General features: G+C 73.3%; 18 protein-coding genes. 11 read left to right on the top strand and 7 right to left on the bottom strand.

Going from position 1 to position 16,636, the window contains the following annotated elements:
- Nucleotide 1 precedes the first annotated feature (1 nt).
- The 3 genes from FHX75_RS04255 to FHX75_RS04245 are packed head-to-tail and all read right to left on the bottom strand — an operon-like array spanning nt 2 to nt 2,590.
- Nucleotides 2-805, bottom strand: a complete 804-nt coding sequence (locus FHX75_RS04255) for an MlaE family ABC transporter permease (protein WP_154936751.1) — start codon at nt 803-805, stop codon at nt 2-4.
- Between the two features lies 1 nt (nt 806).
- Nucleotides 807-1,577, bottom strand: coding sequence for an MlaE family ABC transporter permease (locus FHX75_RS04250; protein WP_154936750.1), 771 nt, complete (start codon nt 1,575-1,577; stop codon nt 807-809).
- Nucleotides 1,574-2,590 (bottom strand): ABC transporter ATP-binding protein, encoded by a 1,017-nt coding sequence (locus FHX75_RS04245; protein WP_154936749.1) that lies wholly within the window; start codon nt 2,588-2,590, stop codon nt 1,574-1,576. Before FHX75_RS04245 ends, FHX75_RS04250 begins: the two co-directional genes overlap by 4 nt.
- A gap of 161 nt (nt 2,591-2,751) precedes the next feature.
- Between FHX75_RS04245 and shbA the strand changes: the two genes are divergently transcribed.
- The 7 genes from shbA to FHX75_RS04210 all read left to right on the top strand — a co-directional run bounded on the left by shbA (nt 2,752) and on the right by FHX75_RS04210 (nt 8,715).
- Complete coding sequence (gene shbA, locus FHX75_RS04240) at nt 2,752-3,330, top strand: RNA polymerase sigma factor ShbA (RefSeq protein ID WP_154936748.1); 579 nt, start codon at nt 2,752-2,754, stop codon at nt 3,328-3,330.
- Entirely contained in the window at nt 3,327-4,217 is an 891-nt protein-coding gene (locus FHX75_RS04235) for an anti-sigma-D factor RsdA (RefSeq protein ID WP_154936747.1), read from the top strand. Before shbA ends, FHX75_RS04235 begins: the two co-directional genes overlap by 4 nt.
- A 656-nt stretch (nt 4,218-4,873) precedes the next feature.
- Nucleotides 4,874-6,052: a sensor histidine kinase gene (locus FHX75_RS04230; RefSeq protein ID WP_154936746.1), complete on the top strand. Its 1,179-nt coding sequence runs from the start codon at nt 4,874-4,876 to the stop codon at nt 6,050-6,052.
- Nucleotides 6,052-6,513, top strand: coding sequence for a roadblock/LC7 domain-containing protein (locus FHX75_RS04225; protein WP_154936745.1), 462 nt, complete (start codon nt 6,052-6,054; stop codon nt 6,511-6,513). The genes FHX75_RS04230 and FHX75_RS04225 overlap by 1 nt, the downstream gene beginning before the upstream one ends.
- Nucleotides 6,514-6,542: 29 nt before the next feature.
- A complete protein-coding gene (locus FHX75_RS04220) occupies nt 6,543-6,887 on the top strand; it encodes a DUF742 domain-containing protein (RefSeq protein WP_154936744.1) in 345 nt (114 codons plus the stop codon).
- Entirely contained in the window at nt 6,865-7,452 is a 588-nt protein-coding gene (locus tag FHX75_RS04215) for a GTP-binding protein (protein ID WP_154936743.1), read from the top strand. The genes FHX75_RS04220 and FHX75_RS04215 overlap by 23 nt, the downstream gene beginning before the upstream one ends.
- A gap of 21 nt (nt 7,453-7,473) precedes the next feature.
- Nucleotides 7,474-8,715, top strand: coding sequence for a styrene monooxygenase/indole monooxygenase family protein (locus tag FHX75_RS04210; RefSeq protein ID WP_154936742.1), 1,242 nt, complete (start codon nt 7,474-7,476; stop codon nt 8,713-8,715).
- Between the two features lie 101 nt (nt 8,716-8,816).
- On the opposite strand, the gene FHX75_RS04200 is transcribed toward FHX75_RS04210, so the two are convergent.
- A complete protein-coding gene (locus tag FHX75_RS04200; protein ID WP_154936741.1) occupies nt 8,817-9,203 on the bottom strand; it encodes a DUF2267 domain-containing protein in 387 nt (128 codons plus the stop codon).
- 451 nt (nt 9,204-9,654) lie between these two features.
- On the opposite strand from FHX75_RS04200, the gene FHX75_RS04195 reads away from it, so the two are divergent.
- Both FHX75_RS04195 and FHX75_RS04190 read left to right on the top strand, forming a co-directional pair.
- Nucleotides 9,655-10,095, top strand: coding sequence for a hypothetical protein (locus tag FHX75_RS04195; RefSeq protein WP_154938777.1), 441 nt, complete (start codon nt 9,655-9,657; stop codon nt 10,093-10,095).
- Nucleotides 10,092-10,526 (top strand): hypothetical protein, encoded by a 435-nt coding sequence (locus tag FHX75_RS04190; protein ID WP_154936740.1) that lies wholly within the window; start codon nt 10,092-10,094, stop codon nt 10,524-10,526. The genes FHX75_RS04195 and FHX75_RS04190 overlap by 4 nt, the downstream gene beginning before the upstream one ends.
- Before the next feature lie 96 nt (nt 10,527-10,622).
- Here FHX75_RS04190 and FHX75_RS04185 read toward each other — a convergent pair whose 3' ends face one another.
- Entirely contained in the window at nt 10,623-11,129 is a 507-nt protein-coding gene (locus FHX75_RS04185; RefSeq protein ID WP_246157626.1) for an ATP-binding protein, read from the bottom strand.
- A gap of 51 nt (nt 11,130-11,180) precedes the next feature.
- Nucleotides 11,181-11,945: an alpha/beta fold hydrolase gene (locus FHX75_RS04180; protein WP_154936739.1), complete on the bottom strand. Its 765-nt coding sequence runs from the start codon at nt 11,943-11,945 to the stop codon at nt 11,181-11,183.
- A 68-nt stretch (nt 11,946-12,013) separates the two neighbouring features.
- Between FHX75_RS04180 and FHX75_RS04175 the strand changes: the two genes are divergently transcribed.
- Entirely contained in the window at nt 12,014-15,097 is a 3,084-nt protein-coding gene (locus tag FHX75_RS04175; RefSeq protein WP_154938773.1) for an AfsR/SARP family transcriptional regulator, read from the top strand.
- Here FHX75_RS04175 and FHX75_RS04170 read toward each other — a convergent pair.
- Entirely contained in the window at nt 15,063-15,665 is a 603-nt protein-coding gene (locus tag FHX75_RS04170; protein WP_246157623.1) for a dihydrofolate reductase family protein, read from the bottom strand. The genes FHX75_RS04175 and FHX75_RS04170 overlap by 35 nt on opposite strands.
- 129 nt (nt 15,666-15,794) lie before the next feature.
- Between FHX75_RS04170 and FHX75_RS04165 the strand changes: the two genes are divergently transcribed.
- A complete protein-coding gene (locus FHX75_RS04165; RefSeq protein ID WP_154936738.1) occupies nt 15,795-16,511 on the top strand; it encodes an alpha/beta hydrolase in 717 nt (238 codons plus the stop codon).
- Nucleotides 16,512-16,636 lie beyond the last annotated feature (125 nt).

The raw sequence follows: 16,636 nt of genomic DNA, 5'->3' as shown, positions 1-16,636 counted from the left end.
CTCACCCCGCGATCCGGACGGTGGTGGTCGCGCCCCAGATGGCCAGCGACAGGAAGAAGTCGACGATGTTGACCGCGACGATCGCGAGCCGGACGGCTCGCCCGACGGCGACGCCGACGCCGGCGGGTCCGCCGCTCGCGGTGTAGCCGTAGTAGCAGTGCACCAGCACCACGATCACGCTGAAGACCAGCACCTTGCCGAAGGACCAGAGCACGTCGACCGGGGGCAGGAACAGGTGGAAGTAGTAGTCGTAGGTGCCGGCGGACTGTCCGAAGTAGCCGACGGCGATGGTGCGGGTGGCGAGGTAGCTGGAGAGCAGGCCGATGACGTACAGCGGGATCACCGCGATGAAGCCGGCGATCATGCGGGTGGTGACCAGGAAGGGCAGGGAGGGCACGCCCATCACCTCCAGGGCGTCCACCTCCTCGGAGATCCGCATGGCGCCGAGCTGGGCGGTGAATCCGCAGCCGACGGTGGCCGACAGCGCCAGCGCCGCCACCAGCGGCGAGATCTCCCGGGTGTTGAAGTACGCCGAGACGAAGCCGGTGAACGCGCTGCTGCCGATCTGGTTGAGCGCCTGGTAGCCCTGGAGTCCGACCTCGGTGCCGGTGAAGAAGGTCAGGAAGCAGATGACGCCGACGGTGCCGCCGACCACAGCCAGGGCGCCGGAGCCGAAGCTGACCTCGGCCAGCAGCCGGATCACCTCCCGCTTGTACCGGCGGACGGTCCGGGGCGCCCACGCCACGGCACGCAGGTAGAAGGCGAGCTGGCCGCCCAGGTCGTCGAGGTACCGCAGCACCGCCATGTCAGCTCCCCTTCTGCGGTACGACCTGGAAGTACACGGCCGTGACGAGGAAGTTCAGCGCGAACAGCAGCATGAAGGTGATCACCACGCTCTGGTTGACCGCGTCGCCGACCCCCTTCGGCCCGCCCCGCGCGGTCATGCCCTTGTAGCAGGCGACGAGCGCGGCGGCGGCGCCGAAGAGCAGCGCCTTGACCTCGCCCACCAGCAGGTCCGGCAGCTGCCCGAGGGCCTGGAAGCTGGCCAGGTACGCGCCGGGCGTGCCGCCCTGCATGACCACGTTGAACAGGTAGCCGCCGGTCACGCCGACCACGCTGACCAGGCCGTTGAGCAGGACGGCGACCAGCATCGAGGCGAGCACGCGCGGCACCACCAGGCGCTGGATCGGGTCGATGCCGAGCACCTGCATCGCGTCGAGTTCCTCGCGGATCTTGCGGGAGCCGAGGTCGGCGCAGATGGCCGAGCCCCCGGCGCCGGCGATGATCAGCGCGGTGACGATCGGGCCGGCCTCGCGGACCACCGCGAGCACCGACGCGGCCCCGGTGAACGACTGCGCGCCGAGCTGCCGGACCAGCGAGCCGAGTTGCAGGGCGATGACCGCGCCGAAGGGGATGGAGACCAGCGCCGCCGGCAGGATCGACACCGAGCTGATGAACCAGGCCTGCTGCACGAACTCGCGGACCTGCACCGGCCGGCGCCCCAGGCTGCGCAGGGTGTCCAGGCAGAACGCGAAGAACTCGCCGGTGGCGCGGACGGCGGTGACGGGGGCGCTCATCCGGCCACCTCCCGGTGCCGCCGCCTGTCGGCGGCGAGCTCCCGGCCCAGCTCGATGGTCGGCTGCGCGGCGTCACGACGGCCCTCGAAGGAGCCGGGTGGCGGGATGACGCCGTTGTCCCGGCACCACTGCCCCGGTGGCCGCTCGGCCTGGCGGGGCAGCCCGTCCGAGGGGGGCAGCTGCAACGGGATGGGCGGCAACGGGGGCAGTTCGGCGCCGGCGTCCGCCTCGGCCTGCAACTCCTCGGCGTCCTTCTCCTCGGCCATCCCGATCGGGCCGACGCGCTGGGCGTTGAGGAACTGCCGGACCACCGGCTCGGTGCTGGACAGCAGCATCTCCCGCGGCCCGAACATGGCCAGGTGCCCGTGATAGATCAGGCCGATGTTGTCCGGCACCGTACGCGCGGTGTTGATGTCGTGCGTGACGATCAGGAACGTCGCCCTGGTGCGCTGGTTGAGGTCGACGATGAGCTGATTGAGGTACGCGGTGCGCACCGGGTCCAGCCCGGAGTCGGGCTCGTCGAACAGGACGATGCGGGGGTCGAGCACCAGCGCCCGGGCCAGCCCGGCCCGCTTGCGCATGCCGCCGGAGATCTCCCCGGGGAGCTTCTTCTCGGCGCCGACCAGGCCGACCATGTCGAGCTTCTCGTTGACCACGTCGCGAATCTGCGACTCGGACTTGCGGGTGTGCTCCCGCAGCGGGAACGCCACGTTGTCGTAGATGGTCATCGAGCCGAACAGCGCGCCGTCCTGGAACAGCACGCCGAACAGCTTGCGCACCTCGTACAACGCGCGTTCGGAGAGCCGGGGCAGGTCCTTGCCCTCGATCCAGATCGAACCGGCGTCGGGCCGCAGCAGCCCCACCAGGGTCTTGAGGAACACCGACTTGCCGGTGCCGGACGGACCCAGCAGCACGGAGATCTCGCCCGCCGGCAGGGTCAGGCTGATGTCCGACCAGACCGGCTGGCCACCGAAGGACTTGGTCAGTCCCTGCACGGCCACTTCGACACCCATGCGCCCTCCCTCCGTCGACATCAGTGACATCGGGCCGGCCGAACAGAACGCAACACACTTCTTTCCGCACGCCGGCAGCGACAGAGGGTGACCTATGCAAAGTGGCCCGCGTCTGGATAGCGTGCCGTTAACCCACCGGTAACGAAGGTGCCTCGCAATCCATGACCACAGCGATCGAGCCAGAGCTCGTCCGCCGGGCCGCCGATGGCGACCCGAGGGCGGTGTCGGCCCTGCTCACCGACGTACGGCCGGGGCTCGTCCGCTACTGCCGGGCTCGGCTGGGCCGCGTCGGCGGGGCGTACACCACCGCCGACGACGTCGCGCAGGAGGTCTGCCTGGCGGTGCTGAAGGCCCTGCCCCGCTACCGGGAGCAGGGCAAGCCGTTCTCGGCGTTCGTCTTCGCCGTCGCCGCGCACAAGGTCGCCGACGCCCAGCGGGCGGCGGTGCGCGACTCCGCCGTCACCATGACCGACACCCCGGTGGAGCACCCGGACGCGGCGCCGGGTCCGGAGCAGCAGGCCGTCGCCACCGACCTGGCCCGCCGGCTGTCGGTGCTGTTGCAGCGGCTGCCCGACGTCCAGCGGGAGATCATCACGCTCCGGGTGGCGGTCGGCCTGACCGCCGAGGAGGTGGGCACCATCCTCGGCATGTCGGCGGCGGCCGTCCGGGTGGCCCAGTCCCGGGCCCTCGCCCGGCTCCGTACCCTTGCGGGCAGCGGACTTGACGAGGTGGCGGCATGACCAGGCACGAGCCGGACAGCGGCGAGCAACTGGACCTCGGCACGGTCACCCGCGACGACCTGCTCCTCGACGCTCTCGGGCGGGGCGAGGAGGGCACCGACGGCGACGACCTCGCGGCCCTGCTCGCCGCCTGGCGGGCCGACGTCACCGCCGACGTCGACGAGACCGGAACGAGCAGCGGGCTGCTCGTGGCCGGGACGGACGCCGGCCGGCGGGCCGGGGCCGACCTCCCCACCGGGCCGGTCCGCGTCGGCAGCACTCGGTCACGCCGACCCCGGCCGTGGGCGCTGCGGCTGGCGGCCGCCGTGGCCGCCGTCCTCGTGCTGGCGACGGGACTGGGGGTGGGCAGCAAGAACGCCGGGCCGACGAGCCCGCTGTGGTCGTTGACCAAGGTCCTGCATCCCGAGCAGGCTGCGGTGCGCACCGTCGAGCAGAGCATCGCCCGCGCCCGCGACGCCGTCGCCGCCGGCCGGCTCGACGACGCCCGACACTGGGTCGACCAGGCCCAACAGGACCTGACCTCGGTCACCGACCCCGCCGACGCGGCCCGGCTGCGCGCCGAGATCGACGCTGTCCTGCGCGACCTGGCGGCGGCGAGCTGCCCCGGCTGGCCCCGGTGTGCCCCGCCTGCGCCGCCCGCGCCGGCCGCCTCGACGACCGGTAGTTCCCCGAGCGCTCCGGCCCCGGCTCCACCCCCGACCGCCCCGGCGTCGCCGCCGTCGGCGCGGCCCTCGCCGCGGCCCAGCTCCGGATCCGGGCTCCTGCCGTCGCTGCCGTCACTGCCGAAGCTTCCCCTGCCGCCGGCGCCGAGCCCGCCGGCGCCGAGCCCGTCGCTGCTGCCGCCACTGCCGGGGCTGCCGCTGCCCACCGGGGACCTGCTCGGCTGACCGTCCGGGACGGCGCGGGCCGGCGCGGCGTCGTGCCACCCGGCCGGGTCGGTCGGTCACGGCAACGGATCGGCGCTGCACACCGGCCGGCCACCGCCCCGGCCGACCCGACCGGCTTCCGCAGCCACCACCTCGTGCGCCGGCGGCGCCGGCCGCCGGGCGGGGGCCCTCGTGCGCACGTGCGGGGCGCGGTCCGTGACCTGGTACCGGCCGGTGACTCCGCCGCCCGACGTCCGCACCTGACACCGCCTCGTCGCGGAGGCCAGCGGGGACGGTGGACGGCACCTGACCAGCCGAGCGCGGTGGTCACCCAGAAAATGATGTTGCGCTCTGACCGTTGCACGCGATCTACAGACATGGCATCGACGCGACCGGCCCGGAACCGGCACGACAGGCATGCGGTGGCACGACCACCGGCTGATCGACCACGGTCGACCCGTACGCCTGCCGTCATCGCGCAGGCCCCCCGGTCCTGCGCGGCCTCGGACAGGGTGGTGGCGCGGTGCGAAAAGCCTCAGATCGGTCGTACGGCGTTGCCACCATCAGGGAACGGTGGTTGACTGCTGCACCGTGTCAGAAACCCTGATTACCGATAGGTCTGCTATTTCGTGAAAGACGACGAGATGTCCACAGTGACGGCACCGCATCGTCGACGCATGACGTGGCGGCAGCGAGCGGCCCGGTGGCTCGATCCCGCGCTCGCGCAGGCGGACACCGCCGCGGCGAGCCCACCCCCACCCGAGAACCACGCGGAGGACCTCTGGCCGGCGATCTGCGACCAGTTCGCGCTGCGCATCCTCGCCTCGGCGTACCAGATGGGCAGCCACCTCGAAGCCGTGGAGACCGACGAGCAGGACCCGGAACGGCTCGAACGGCTCTACCGCATCGACCACGCGAACACCCGCATCCGCCGCCACGCGGAGAACCTCCAGGTGCTGCTGGGCCGCCGGGTCGAAGACGCCAGCCCGCAGACCGTCACCCTGGTCGACGTGGTCCGGGCCGCCTCCTCGGCCATCGAGCACTACCCCCGGGTCCGGGTCGGACACGTCGTGGGCCTGGGCGTCGTCGAGTTCGCCGCCGACGACGTCATCCGGGTGCTCACCGAACTGCTCGACAACGCGACCCGCTTCTCGCCGCCCACGTCGTCGGTGGTCGTCTCCGCCTACGTCACCGAGGACGGCAGCGTGCTGCTCCGGGCCGAGGACGCCGGCGTGGGCATCGACCCGGGCCAGCTACCGCAGCTCAACGCCATGCTGGCCGGCACCGCGCCGGCACCGGCCACCGGTAACCCCGCGGCCCACCTGGGCCTGCTTGTCGTCGCGCACCTGTCGCGCGCCCACCAGCTGCGGGTCAACCTCACCGCCCGCCCCTCGGGCGGCACCACCGCGACGGTGCTGATCCCCGGATTCCTGCTCTGCGAGGTGGCGCCCCCCGCCCGGCCGGGGCCCGCCGGCACCGCGCCGACGACGGCGGGCGGCCGGCCACCCGTCTGGGCCGGGATCCCGCAAGGGAGCGCGCAGATGTCCAGGTCCGACGACAGCAGGCATGCCCCGACGGTGCGCCTGGCCACCCTCCTCGATGCCGCGCCGACCGGCGACGGCCCGGCCCCGGACACCCGCCCGGCGGAGCCGGCCGGCGGCCTGCCCCGCCGGGTACGCGAGAGCGTACGTGGGCAGACTCCCTCGCCCGGGGCGCACCGCCCGCCGCCACCGGGTACGGCACCCCAGCCCTCGGCTCCAGCGCCCGGCGGGTCTGCCTGGCCCGATGAGACAGCCGACTTCGCCGCCGGGGTCGGCGACGCCCGACCAGCCACCCTCGACGAAGGACATCCCTGATGACCGCACCGCTCGACGCACGCCACCAGCAGGTCGCCGGCCAGAGCCCGCCGGACTGCGCCTGGCTGGTCCGCCAGTTCGCCGACGACGTACCCGGCGTCACCCACGCAGTGCTCGTCTCCCTCGACGGACTCCAGCTCGCCGCGTCCGGTCGGGTGCCCCGCGACCTCGGCGACCAGCTCGCCGCCCTGACCTCCGGCCTGCTCAGCATCGCCGACCGCAGCGCCGCCCTGCTCGACCTGGGGCCGTCGGAGTACCTGACGGTCCGGCTGCCCCACGGGCACCTGCTGTTCATGCGGGTGGGCGAGTCGGCGGGCCTGGCCGTGGCCGCCACGGCCGGCTGCGACCTCCGCGTCGTCGCCTACCGGATGACGCAGTTCGTCGGAGCCGTCCGGCACGCGCTCACCCCGCAGGTCCGTAGCGAGTTGCACCGCCACACCGCCGGCCGGCCGGCCCGCTGACCGTCCCGGAGCCCAAGGAGGTCTCCACCATGCCCACCCCGTACTGGAAGGTGCGGCCCTACGTCCTCACCGGCGGGCGCACCCGCACCCGGCAGCACCTGCTGGTGCACACCCTGGTGTCGGTGCCGTACTACGACGCCGTGTTCGCCTCGGGCCTGCTGCCGGAGCCCCGTTCGCTCTACGAGCACGCCCGCACGACCCGGTCGGTCGCCGAGCTGTCCGCCGTCTGCGGCATGTCGCTGGGGGTGACCCGGGTGGTCGTCGACGACCTCGCCGCGACCGACCGACTGTGCATCCACGGCGACACCGCCGCCTCCCCGTTCGACCACCGCCTTCTGGAGAGACTCCGCGATGGCCTCCGTCAGCTCGCCTGAGCACCCCCTGCCGACCTCGGCGAAGATCGTCATTGCCGGCGGCTTCGGGGTCGGCAAGACGACGTGCGTGCAGTCCATCTCGGAGATTCCGCCGATCAACACCGAGGCGTGGATGACGGCGGCGAGCGAGACCGTGGACCGGCTCGATCCGGGGATCGACAAGACGACCACCACCGTGGCGATGGACTTCGGCCGGCTGACGATCGGCGGGGACCTGGTGCTGTACCTGTTCGGCACGCCCGGCCAGCCCCGGTTCTGGCCGATGTGGGACGACCTGTGTCGCGGCGCGGTGGGCGCCCTCGTCCTGGCCGACACCCGACGCCTGGAGGCGTCCTTCCCCGCGGTCAACTACTTCGAGCAGGACACCGACCTGCCGTTCGTGGTCTGCGTCAACCTGTTCGACGGCGTGCTCACCCACCGCCTGGACGACGTCCGGGAGGCCCTCGGACTGTCCGCCCACGTTCCCCTGGTCGCCTGCGACGTCCGGGACCCCTCGTCGGTCGCGCGGGCCCTGGTGACGGTCGTGGAACACACCATGGCCAGCACCGCCGGCGCGGTCCGGTAGCTCACCCACCTGGAGGTACAGATGCGCAGAATCCTGATCGTCGGGGCCGGTCAGTCCGGGCTGCAGCTCGGACTCGGCCTGCTCGCCGAGGGCTACGACGTGACCATCATGTCGGCCCGTACGCCCGAGGAGATCCGCCGTGGCTGGGTGATGAGCACACAGGCCATGTTCGCCGCCGCCCTGCACACCGAACGCCGGTACGGCCTGGATCTCTGGACGGAGCAGACGCCGCAGATCCAGGGGCTGCACGTGTCGCTGTCCGCGCCGCCCGGCGAGCGGGCCCTGCGCGTCCCCTGCCCGCTGGACGACCCCGCGCAGAGCACCGACCAGCGGCTGAAGATGGCCGCCTGGCTGGAGCTGTTCGAGCAGCGGGGCGGCACCGTGCACTACCAGGGCGTGACCACGGCCGACCTGGACGGGCTGACCCGGCTCGGCCGCTACGACCTGACCGTCGTGGCGGCCGGCAAGGGCGATCTGGTGGGTGTCTTCGACCGTGACCCGCAGCGGTCGGTCTACGCGACGCCGCAGCGCGGGTTGGCCGTCGCGTACGTGCACGGTATGACGCCGGACCCGCTGTGGCCGCAGCCGCACGTCAGCTTCAACGCGGTGCCCGGGCTCGGGGAACTCTTCGTCATTCCCGCGCTCACCCTGTCCGGACCGTGCGACATCCTGTTCTGGGAGGCGGTGCCGGGCGGGCCGCTGGACCTGTGGCAGGAGCGGCGGGATCCGGCCGAGCACCTCAGGCTGACCTTGGAGCTGACCCGGCAGTACACGCCGTGGATCCACGAGCGGTGCGCCCGGGTGGAGTTGACCGACGGGCGGGCCACCCTGTCCGGCCGGTACACCCCCACGGTGCGCCACCCGGTCGGCGAACTCCCCTCGGGCGGCGCCGTCCTCGGCATGGCCGACGTGGTGATCGCCAACGACCCCATCACCGGCCAGGGCAGCAACACCGCCGCGAAGTGCGCCGACGCGTACCTGCGGTCGATCCTGGAGCGCGCCGACCAGCCCTTCGACACGCAGTGGATGGAGCGGACGTTCGAGCGGTTCTGGGCCGACACCGGCCAGGCGGTCACCCACTGGACGAACGCCATGCTTCAGCCGCTGCCCCCACACGTGCAGCAGATCCTCGCCACCGCCGCGACCAGTCCGGCGATCGCCCGCCGGTTCGCCTACGGCTTCTGCGACCCCAACGACCTGGACGACTGGTTCATGGCGCCGGACCGCGCGGAGCAGTACCTGGCCGCGGTGGCCGTCGGCTGACCCGCCCCCACGCCCGGCCGGCGCCGGTCGGCCGCGCGGCGGCGCGCCGAGGGGATCCACCGTCGCCGGCCGGCCCGGGTACGACCGGGGGCCGGCGTCGGTCAGGGCCCGTGTGGCAGGGGCTCGGCCAGGGCCCGGAGGTCCGCCGGCAGTTGCACCATGGCGTCCTCGAACTCCCGGTGTCCGACCACCCGGTGCAGGGTCTGCAGGACTGCCCGCACGCCCCGTTCGGCGACTCCGCGGTCCACCCCGGCGCGGTCGGCCACCCGACGCAGGAACTCGTCGTAGCCGAACGCCTCCGGATCCTCCGTGCCCTTGATCAGCAACGGGCTCAGCTCGTCGGCGAGGTGGCCGGCCAGGGCCCCGGCCTGGCCGCCACTGATCCGCTGCGTGAGGGTGCCGAGGGTGGCCTCGGTCAGGGATCGCGCCGTGTCCGGCGGTACGCCCGCCCGTGCGGCGACCTTCTCGACGAACTTCAGCTCAGCCATGCGACGTCCTTCCCCGTGGCGAGGCAGCGTGGCTACCCGCGGCCACCGTCGGCAAACGCTCCGCCGCCGGCGCCCGGTGGCCGGGCTCGATTGGTGTTTTTGCTCCTTTTCTGTCATTTGCTCGGAAGGTGTCTTGTTCCTGAACAGCGGCGAAGCCGCCTCCTCGACAGTCGAGAGGGGACATCCGGACGTCGCTCGACTCGCCCTTCAGCCTCCGGCGGCTGCCCGTCCGAGGCCGCTCGCACCACGTCTGACCAGCACTTATGTCAGATCCCATCAGTTGGGGCGACCGGAAACGGGTGGTATGACTAGAGGTGTCGACCACCGATGGCGCTCGTCGTCACACCCCCGGCACAGCAGCGGGTGCCACCCGGGCAGCGTGGTCGTACGCCTCCGACGACCGCTCCCGACGGGGTACCCGCATCGACCTCAGGGAGTTGCCGTGCAGAGCATGCGAATCTGGCGCAACCGGCGACCGTTCGAGAACGCCGTCCTGGTCACCGCGCCCGTGTGCGGGCTCCTGCTGATCATCCTCAACGTGCGCCCACCCTCGGTGGAGATGGCGATGCCGCGACCGATCCGGATCGGCTGGGAACTGGGCCTGATCGTCGTCGGGCTGGGCGGCCTGCTCGGCCTGACCTGGCCGGGACGGGTCTCCACCGCTCTCGGCATCGAACTGGCGGCGATGCTCCTGCTGGGCACCCTCGCCGGGATGTACTCCGTCGCCCTGATGGTGATGTCCGGCCGGATGGCGATCGCCGCGACGTCGTTCATCACCGCGGTCGCGGTGGGTTCGTGGTGGCGCGCCACGGAGATCCTGCTCGACCTGCGGAGGCTGATCCGCAAGATCGACGTGGACAGCGGCAACTGTCCCACCGGTGGCCGACGATGACACCGCCGGCCGACACCAGCACCGCCCCGCAGTGGGTGCAGGTCGTCCTGTCCGTGCTCGGCGTGCTCGGCGGCGCCAGCGGCCTGGCCGCCATCGCCGCCGTCGTGGCTCAACGCGGCAAGTTCAAGGCGGAGGCGGCGGACATGCTCACCGACGCGGCACTGACCCTCGTGCAACCGATGCGCGTGCGGGTTGCGGAGCTGGAGGCGGAGGCACAGGCGGCCCGCGAGCAGCTGAGGACGGCCCGGGAACAGACGGAGCGGGCGACGGCCACGCTCAGCGACCTGCACGCGATGCTCGACCGCTGGTACGCGCTCATCTTCGCCCCCGACGCCACGCTGCGGTCGATCCGCAGCGCCGTCCGGGAGGACCGCCGCCGGCGTGGCGCACAGTGGGACCGGGGGCCCGACCCGACGCGCCGCCGACCCTGAGGGCGACCGCCGACGGGGCCGGCCGGAGTCCAGAGTCGACCGGCGCCGTCGATCCGGGGCCGACGCTGATCCGGTGCCGTCAGCCCGGCCGCGGCGTCATCGCGGGTCGTCCTCGGCGGGCGGGTGCGGCTCGGCGGTCGCGCCGCCGACGACGGGTGGGCCGGCGACGGCGTCCAGGCACGCGGTCACGGTGGCGGTGACGCCGTCGACCCCTCGGGTGAGCAGCAGGCCCTCGCTCAGCCGGTGGGCCAGCCACAGGCCCCGTCCCCCGGCGACGTCGACGGGGGGCAGCCGCACCGGCAGACCTGACGCGGTCGCCCCGTGGTCGCTGACCTCGCAGATCAGCACGTCGTCCTGACGCCGCAGGTCGAGGTGGCCGTGGCCGCCGCCGTGGCGCACCGCGTTGGTGGCCAGTTCGTGCACGGCGAGAACGAAGTCGTAGCCCTCGTCGCCGACGAGTCCGGCGCCACTGACCGCCGTTCGCAACCGGTGCCGCAGGGCGGTCACGGTGGCGGCGGTGAAGTCCTCGGACATGAGCACGGACGCCGCGGTCGGCCGGGGGCTCACCAGCCCCGGGTCGAAAGCCGCAGCATCGTCGTTCACGCTCGCAGGTTACCCACGGTGGAAATTTCCGCGACCGTTGCGAGAAGGCAACTACCCGGGGTGATCCTCGTCCAGGAACTCGTCGATCATCGGGGCCAGCCAGTCGGCGCGGTGCGGGATGGTGGTGTGGGTGGTGCCGGGCAGGATGGCCAGGCGGCAGGCCGGCAGGCCGGTCAGGTCCCCGGCCACCGCCCCGCCGAGCAGCCGGAACATCCGCACGGCGTGCTCGGGCTGGACGATGTCCGAGTCGGCCAGCACGATCATGGTGGGCGCGGCCAGCGCGCGGATCTGCTCGGGCGTCCACTGCGGCAGGTTCGCGTCCAGGACCTTCATCTTGGTGACCAGGTTGGCCCAGCCGGCCGGGTCGGGCGCGGTGCGCAGGTACTCCTCGTGGAACTCCGAGCCGTGCAGGTGTTCCGGTTGCAGGTCCTGGATGCCGTCCAGCAGTCCCGGGTGCAGGCCGGCGTCGTCGAAGCTCACCGAGGCGAGCACCAGCCGCCCGACCCGGTCGGCGTGGTCGGTGCCGAGGCGCAGCGCGACCGCCGCGCCCATGCTCCAGCCGAACAGGTCCGCCCGTTCGACACCGAGGCGGTCGAGCAGTTCGACCACGTCGGCGGCGAAGTTCTCCACCGTCAGCGGACGGTCGATGTCCGGGGTGCGACCGTGTGCCTGCAGCTCGATCGCGATCACCCGCCGGCTCTTCGCCAGCAGCGGCAGGATCCTGCCGAACGAGGTGTCGATGCCGGAGAGCGCGCCGTGGACGAGGACGACCGGGCGGCCCTCGCCGGTGCCGTGTTCTTCGTGGTGGATGTCCATGTGCCCACGGTGGACCACGGCGCTTACGGTCCCCTTCAGATCGCCTTCGCGTCGATAGGATGGCCGCCGTGCAGTTCGGGGTGCTCGGGCCGCTCGCCGTCAGCACCGATACCGGCGAGCCGGTCGTCGTACCCGGCACCAAGGTGCGGGTGCTGCTGGCCGACCTGCTGGCCCACCGTAACCAGGTGGTCTCGGCGGATCGCCTGATCGACGACCTGTGGGGTGAGGACGTCCCGGCCAATCCGGCCGGCGCCCTCCAGGTGCGGGTGTCCCAGCTGCGTAAGGCGCTCAACGACGCCGAGCCGGGCGCGCGCGAGCTGGTCGAGTCACGGCCGCCCGGTTACCTGCTGCGGACCGGCGCGGTGGACGCCGACCGGTTCGCCGAGCTGGCCACCGCCACCGACGTGGACCGGCTGACCGCCGCCCTCGCGCTGTGGCGCGGCGACGCGTACGCCGACGTGGCCGACGCCGAGTTCGCCCGCGCCGAGGCCACCCGCCTGGCCGAGCAGCGCCTCGTGGTGCACGAACGGCTCGCCGACGCCCGGATGGCCCGCGGCGAACACGACCTGGTCGCCGCCGACCTGGCCGAGCTGGTCGCCCGGCACCCGCTGCGCGAGGGGCTGCGGGCGTTGCAGATGCGCGCGCTCTACGCGGCCGGTCGCACCTCCGAGGCCCTGGACAGCTACGCCGACCTGCGCGACCGGCTCGTTGACGAGCTGGGCCTCGACCCGGGGCCGGAGCTGGTCGCCCTGCACCGCAGGATCCTCGAACAGGACGCCGGCCTGAGCGCGCCGCCGAAGGCCGCGATCATCCGGAACAGCCTGCCGGCCCGGCTCGACGGGCTGGTCGGACGGGCCGAGGCGCTGACCGAGCTGCGCGCCCTGCTCCCACAACAGCGGCTGGTCACGCTGGTCGGGCCGGGCGGGGTCGGCAAGACCCGGCTGGCCACCGAGGCCGCCCGCGAGCTGGTCCTCCCGGACGGCGCCCACCTGGTGGAGCTGGCGCCGCTGCCGGTCGGCGACCCGCGCGTCGCCGACGAGGTGCTCGGGGCGTTGGACCTGCGCGAGGCGGCGGGCGCCAGCGTGTCCGCCGTCGACCGGCTGTCCGCGGTGCTCCGGCACCGGCAGCTGCTGCTCGTGCTGGACAACTGCGAGCACGTCATCGAGCCGGTCGCCGCGCTGGTCGCCCGGCTGCTGCGGGACGCGCCGGGCGTCACCGTGCTGGCCACCAGCCGGGAACCGCTCGGTCTCACCGGTGAGCTGCTCTGGGAGGTGCCGCCGCTGGCCGTACCCGAGCACGACCGGGACCTCGACGCGGTCCGGCGCTCGGCCGCGGCCCGGCTGTTCGCCGCCCGCGCCGCCGCGCAGCACCGCGGCTTCCACCTCGACGAGCGGACCGCGCCGGCGGTGGCGCAGCTCTGCCGCCGGCTGGACGGCCTGCCGCTGGCCCTCGAACTGGCCGCGACCCGGGTACGCGCGCTCGGCGTGCAGGGCGTGGTGGACCGGCTCGACGACCGGTTCCGGCTGCTCGCCACCGCGCAGCGGGACATGCCACCACGGCAGCGCACGCTGACCGCGGTGATCGGCTGGAGCTGGGACCTGCTGGCCGAGGCCGACCGCCGGGTGCTGGCCCGGCTCGCGGTGTTCAGCGACGGCTGCACGCCCGACGCGGCCGAGCAGGTGTGCCGGACCGACCTCGACGCGCTGGCCCGGCTGGTGGACCGGTCGCTGGTGGTGGTGGTGGACGACTCGGGCGCGAGCCCCCGCTACCGGCTGCTGGAGTCGGTCGCCGCGTTCTGCCTGGAACGTCTGGAGGACGCCGACGACGTCCGGGCGCGGCACGCGGCGTACTACACCGACCTGGCCGAACGCGCCGACCCGGAGCTGCGCGGCGCCGACCAGCAGGAGTGGCTGGCCCGGCTCGACGCCGAGACGGCGAACCTGCGCTCGGCGCTTGCCCACGGCGGCGGGCTGCGCCTGGCGGTCGCGCTGAGCTGGTACTGGTTCCTGCGCGGCCGGCTCACCGAGGCGCGGCGGGCGCTGGCGATGCGGGGCGACCCGGCCGAGGAGGCGCGCGCCGCGCCGTGGCGGGCCGGGTTCGCGGTGTTGCAGGGCGAACCGTTCGCGCCGGACGACCTGCGCGCCGCCCTGGCCGGCGACCCCGACGGCCGGGCGACGTGGTTCGTCGCGAACGCGGTCATCGATCGCAGCGACCTGACCCTGGCGGCGGAGCTGCTGCCCGCCACGGTCGACGACCCCTGGACCGAGGCGGCGGTGCTCAGCTCGCGGGCCAAGCTCGCCCACGCCACCGGCGACCTGGCCACACTGGAGCACGCCGGTACCCGCAGTGCGGCGTTGTTCGCGCAGGTCGGCGACCGCTGGGGCCGGTTGCAGGCGACCGACTGGGTGGGCGGCCTGGCCGAGATGCGCGGCGAGCACGAGCGCGCCGCGGCCCTGCACCGGGAGGGGCTGCGCTGGGCCGAGGAGCTGTCGCTCTGGCCCGAGGTAGGCAGCAAGCTGTCCTGGCTGGCCTGGCTGGCGGTGCAGACCCGCGACTACGCGCAGGGCCGGGAGCTGGCCGAACGCGCGTACCAGCTGGCGGTGGAGCAGGACGCGCCGAACGCGATGATCTTCGCGGAGATCGGCCTCGGCCTGGCCGCCCGCCGCGACGGCAAGCTCGACGTGGCCGTCACGCACCTGACGCGCCTCGCCGAGCAGGGCCGCCGCGAGACGCAGCCCGCGCTGTACCTGCCGATGGTCCTGGTGGAGCTGGGCCACGCGGCCGAGCAGAACGGCGACCCGGCCGCCGCTTTGGCCCTGCACGTCGAAGCGTTCGACGCCGCGCAGGCGATGGAGTCACCGCGCGACGCCGTCAACGCGCTGGAGGGGATGGCCTCGGCGGTGCGTCCGCCCGAGGTCGCGGCCCGCCTGCTGGGCGCCGCGGCCGCCGCGCGGGAGGCCGCCCGGTCCCCGGCCGCGCCGGCGGAGCGCGACGAGACCGACCGGGTGACGGTACGGCTGGTCGCCGCCCTCGGCCGGGAGCGCTTCGACGCGCTGGTCACCGAGGGCGGCAAGCTGGGCCCGGGCGAGGCCCGGGCCCAGCTGAAGAGCGCGTCCGTCAGTGGGCCACCTTCGGCCGGTACGAGGCGATGATCACGCCGCTGCGCTGGACCTTCGTGTCGACCAGCTCGAACGACGCCTTGAAGTCCTTCAGCGGTGCGGTCACGCTGTCGCCGCCCTCCAGCACCGGGTGGATCCAGAACCGGACCTCGTCCAGCAGGCCGGCCGCGATCAGCTGGGTGGTGACCGAGCCGAAGCCGTACTGGAGGATGGCCTTGCCCTCCTGCGCCTTGAGCCGGGTCACCTCCTCGATCAGGTCGCCCTGCAGCACCTCGCTGTTCTTCCAGGTCGGGTCGGTCAGGGTGGTCGAGGCGACGTACTTCTTGACGTTGTTGAAGTAGGCGGCGCCGGTGCTCGGGTCGCTCTCGTCCCGGGTCGGCCAGGCGGCGGACATGCCGTCGTACGTGATCCGACCCATCAGCAGCGCGTCGGCCTCGTTGGTCTGCCCGGCGGCGAAGGCGGCGGCCTCCTCGTCGAAGTACGGCATGGTCCACATGGGGTTCTCGATGACGCCGTCGAGGGTGATGTAGGTCGAGTTGATGAGCTTGCGCATCGGGATCTCCTGGCTGTCGTTGGTGCTCTCCGGTGACACCCAGAACATTGCCGGATCCCGCTTACGATTCGCTTCAGGCGCCCTTACGCACGCCCGACGACTTCCCCCGCCGGGGCGGGATTGCTTCGCGCCGGACCGGGTAGCCCGCCGGACAGTCCCGCCGAAGCGGAGGCACCCATGCCGATCACCCCGGAGACCGCCCGACCGCACGAGCAGCCGGAGGAGAACTCCCGGCACGGCCGGCTGAGCGTACGACCGGGTCCACCGGTCGCCGCCACGGGCCGCACCGGCCTGGTGTCGTTCGACGCACCGGACGGTGAGCTGGTCGCCCAGGCCTACGTGCCGGCGCCGGCGGACGGCTGCCCGTACCGGCTGGCCCTGCTGCTGCACGGCGCCGGCGGGTCACCCCGGCAGGCCCTGGAGCTGATGCTGCCGGTCGCCGACGACCAACGCCTGCTGCTCGTCGCGCCGCAGTCCGCCGCGGCGACCTGGGACATGATCGGGGTCGGCTTCGGCCCCGACGTACGGCGGATCGACCGGGTGCTCCAGGAGATCGTCACCGGCTACCCGATCGCCGGCATGCTGATCGGCGGGTTCTCCGACGGCGCGTCGTACGCGCTGTCGATCGGACTCATCAACGGCGACGTCTTCGACGCCGTCCTGGCCTTCTCCCCCGGCTTCGCCGCCCCGCTGATCACCCACGGCACGCCGCGCGTCTACATCTCGCACGGCACCGCCGACCGGGTGCTGCCGATCGACCGGTGCAGCCGGACCCTCGTGCCGCGCCTGCAGACCCTCGGCTACGACGTCACCTACGACGAGTTCGACGGTGGGCACGACGTACCCGAGGCCACCGTGCGCCGGGCGGTGGCCTGGCTGGAGCCGGCCGCCTGACGCGCCGGCGGTCGCCACCCGCCCCCACCTGCGTCGGGACCACGCCGGCGGCGGTCAGCAGCGGCCAGGTCGCCGCCCGGTTTCCCGGCGCCGAACATCGGGCTGTCGCGCCGGGCGCGACGTTC

It is taken from the genome of Micromonospora palomenae (genome assembly GCF_007829925.1).
GTDB classification, from domain to species: Bacteria; Actinomycetota; Actinomycetes; order Mycobacteriales; family Micromonosporaceae; genus Micromonospora; species Micromonospora purpureochromogenes.
Note: the sequence above shows the minus strand (reverse complement) of the source record. Positions and strands in the feature narration are given on the sequence as shown.

Coding starts and splice junctions, on each gene's coding strand:
- FHX75_RS04210 (WP_154936742.1), top strand. CDS start 7,474: ATGCGCAGAATCCTGATCGTCGGGGCCGGTCAGTCCGGGCTGCAGCTC.
- FHX75_RS04250 (WP_154936750.1), bottom strand. CDS start 1,577: ATGAGCGCCCCCGTCACCGCCGTCCGCGCCACCGGCGAGTTCTTCGCG.
- FHX75_RS04180 (WP_154936739.1), bottom strand. CDS start 11,945: ATGGACATCCACCACGAAGAACACGGCACCGGCGAGGGCCGCCCGGTC.
- FHX75_RS04165 (WP_154936738.1), top strand. CDS start 15,795: ATGCCGATCACCCCGGAGACCGCCCGACCGCACGAGCAGCCGGAGGAG.
- FHX75_RS04245 (WP_154936749.1), bottom strand. CDS start 2,590: ATGGGTGTCGAAGTGGCCGTGCAGGGACTGACCAAGTCCTTCGGTGGC.
- FHX75_RS04255 (WP_154936751.1), bottom strand. CDS start 805: ATGGCGGTGCTGCGGTACCTCGACGACCTGGGCGGCCAGCTCGCCTTC.
- FHX75_RS04190 (WP_154936740.1), top strand. CDS start 10,092: ATGACACCGCCGGCCGACACCAGCACCGCCCCGCAGTGGGTGCAGGTC.
- FHX75_RS04215 (WP_154936743.1), top strand. CDS start 6,865: ATGGCCTCCGTCAGCTCGCCTGAGCACCCCCTGCCGACCTCGGCGAAG.
- FHX75_RS04200 (WP_154936741.1), bottom strand. CDS start 9,203: ATGGCTGAGCTGAAGTTCGTCGAGAAGGTCGCCGCACGGGCGGGCGTA.
- FHX75_RS04170 (WP_246157623.1), bottom strand. CDS start 15,665: ATGTTCTGGGTGTCACCGGAGAGCACCAACGACAGCCAGGAGATCCCG.
- FHX75_RS04230 (WP_154936746.1), top strand. CDS start 4,874: ATGACGTGGCGGCAGCGAGCGGCCCGGTGGCTCGATCCCGCGCTCGCG.
- FHX75_RS04195 (WP_154938777.1), top strand. CDS start 9,655: ATGCGAATCTGGCGCAACCGGCGACCGTTCGAGAACGCCGTCCTGGTC.
- FHX75_RS04235 (WP_154936747.1), top strand. CDS start 3,327: ATGACCAGGCACGAGCCGGACAGCGGCGAGCAACTGGACCTCGGCACG.
- FHX75_RS04225 (WP_154936745.1), top strand. CDS start 6,052: ATGACCGCACCGCTCGACGCACGCCACCAGCAGGTCGCCGGCCAGAGC.
- FHX75_RS04220 (WP_154936744.1), top strand. CDS start 6,543: ATGCCCACCCCGTACTGGAAGGTGCGGCCCTACGTCCTCACCGGCGGG.
- shbA (WP_154936748.1), top strand. CDS start 2,752: ATGACCACAGCGATCGAGCCAGAGCTCGTCCGCCGGGCCGCCGATGGC.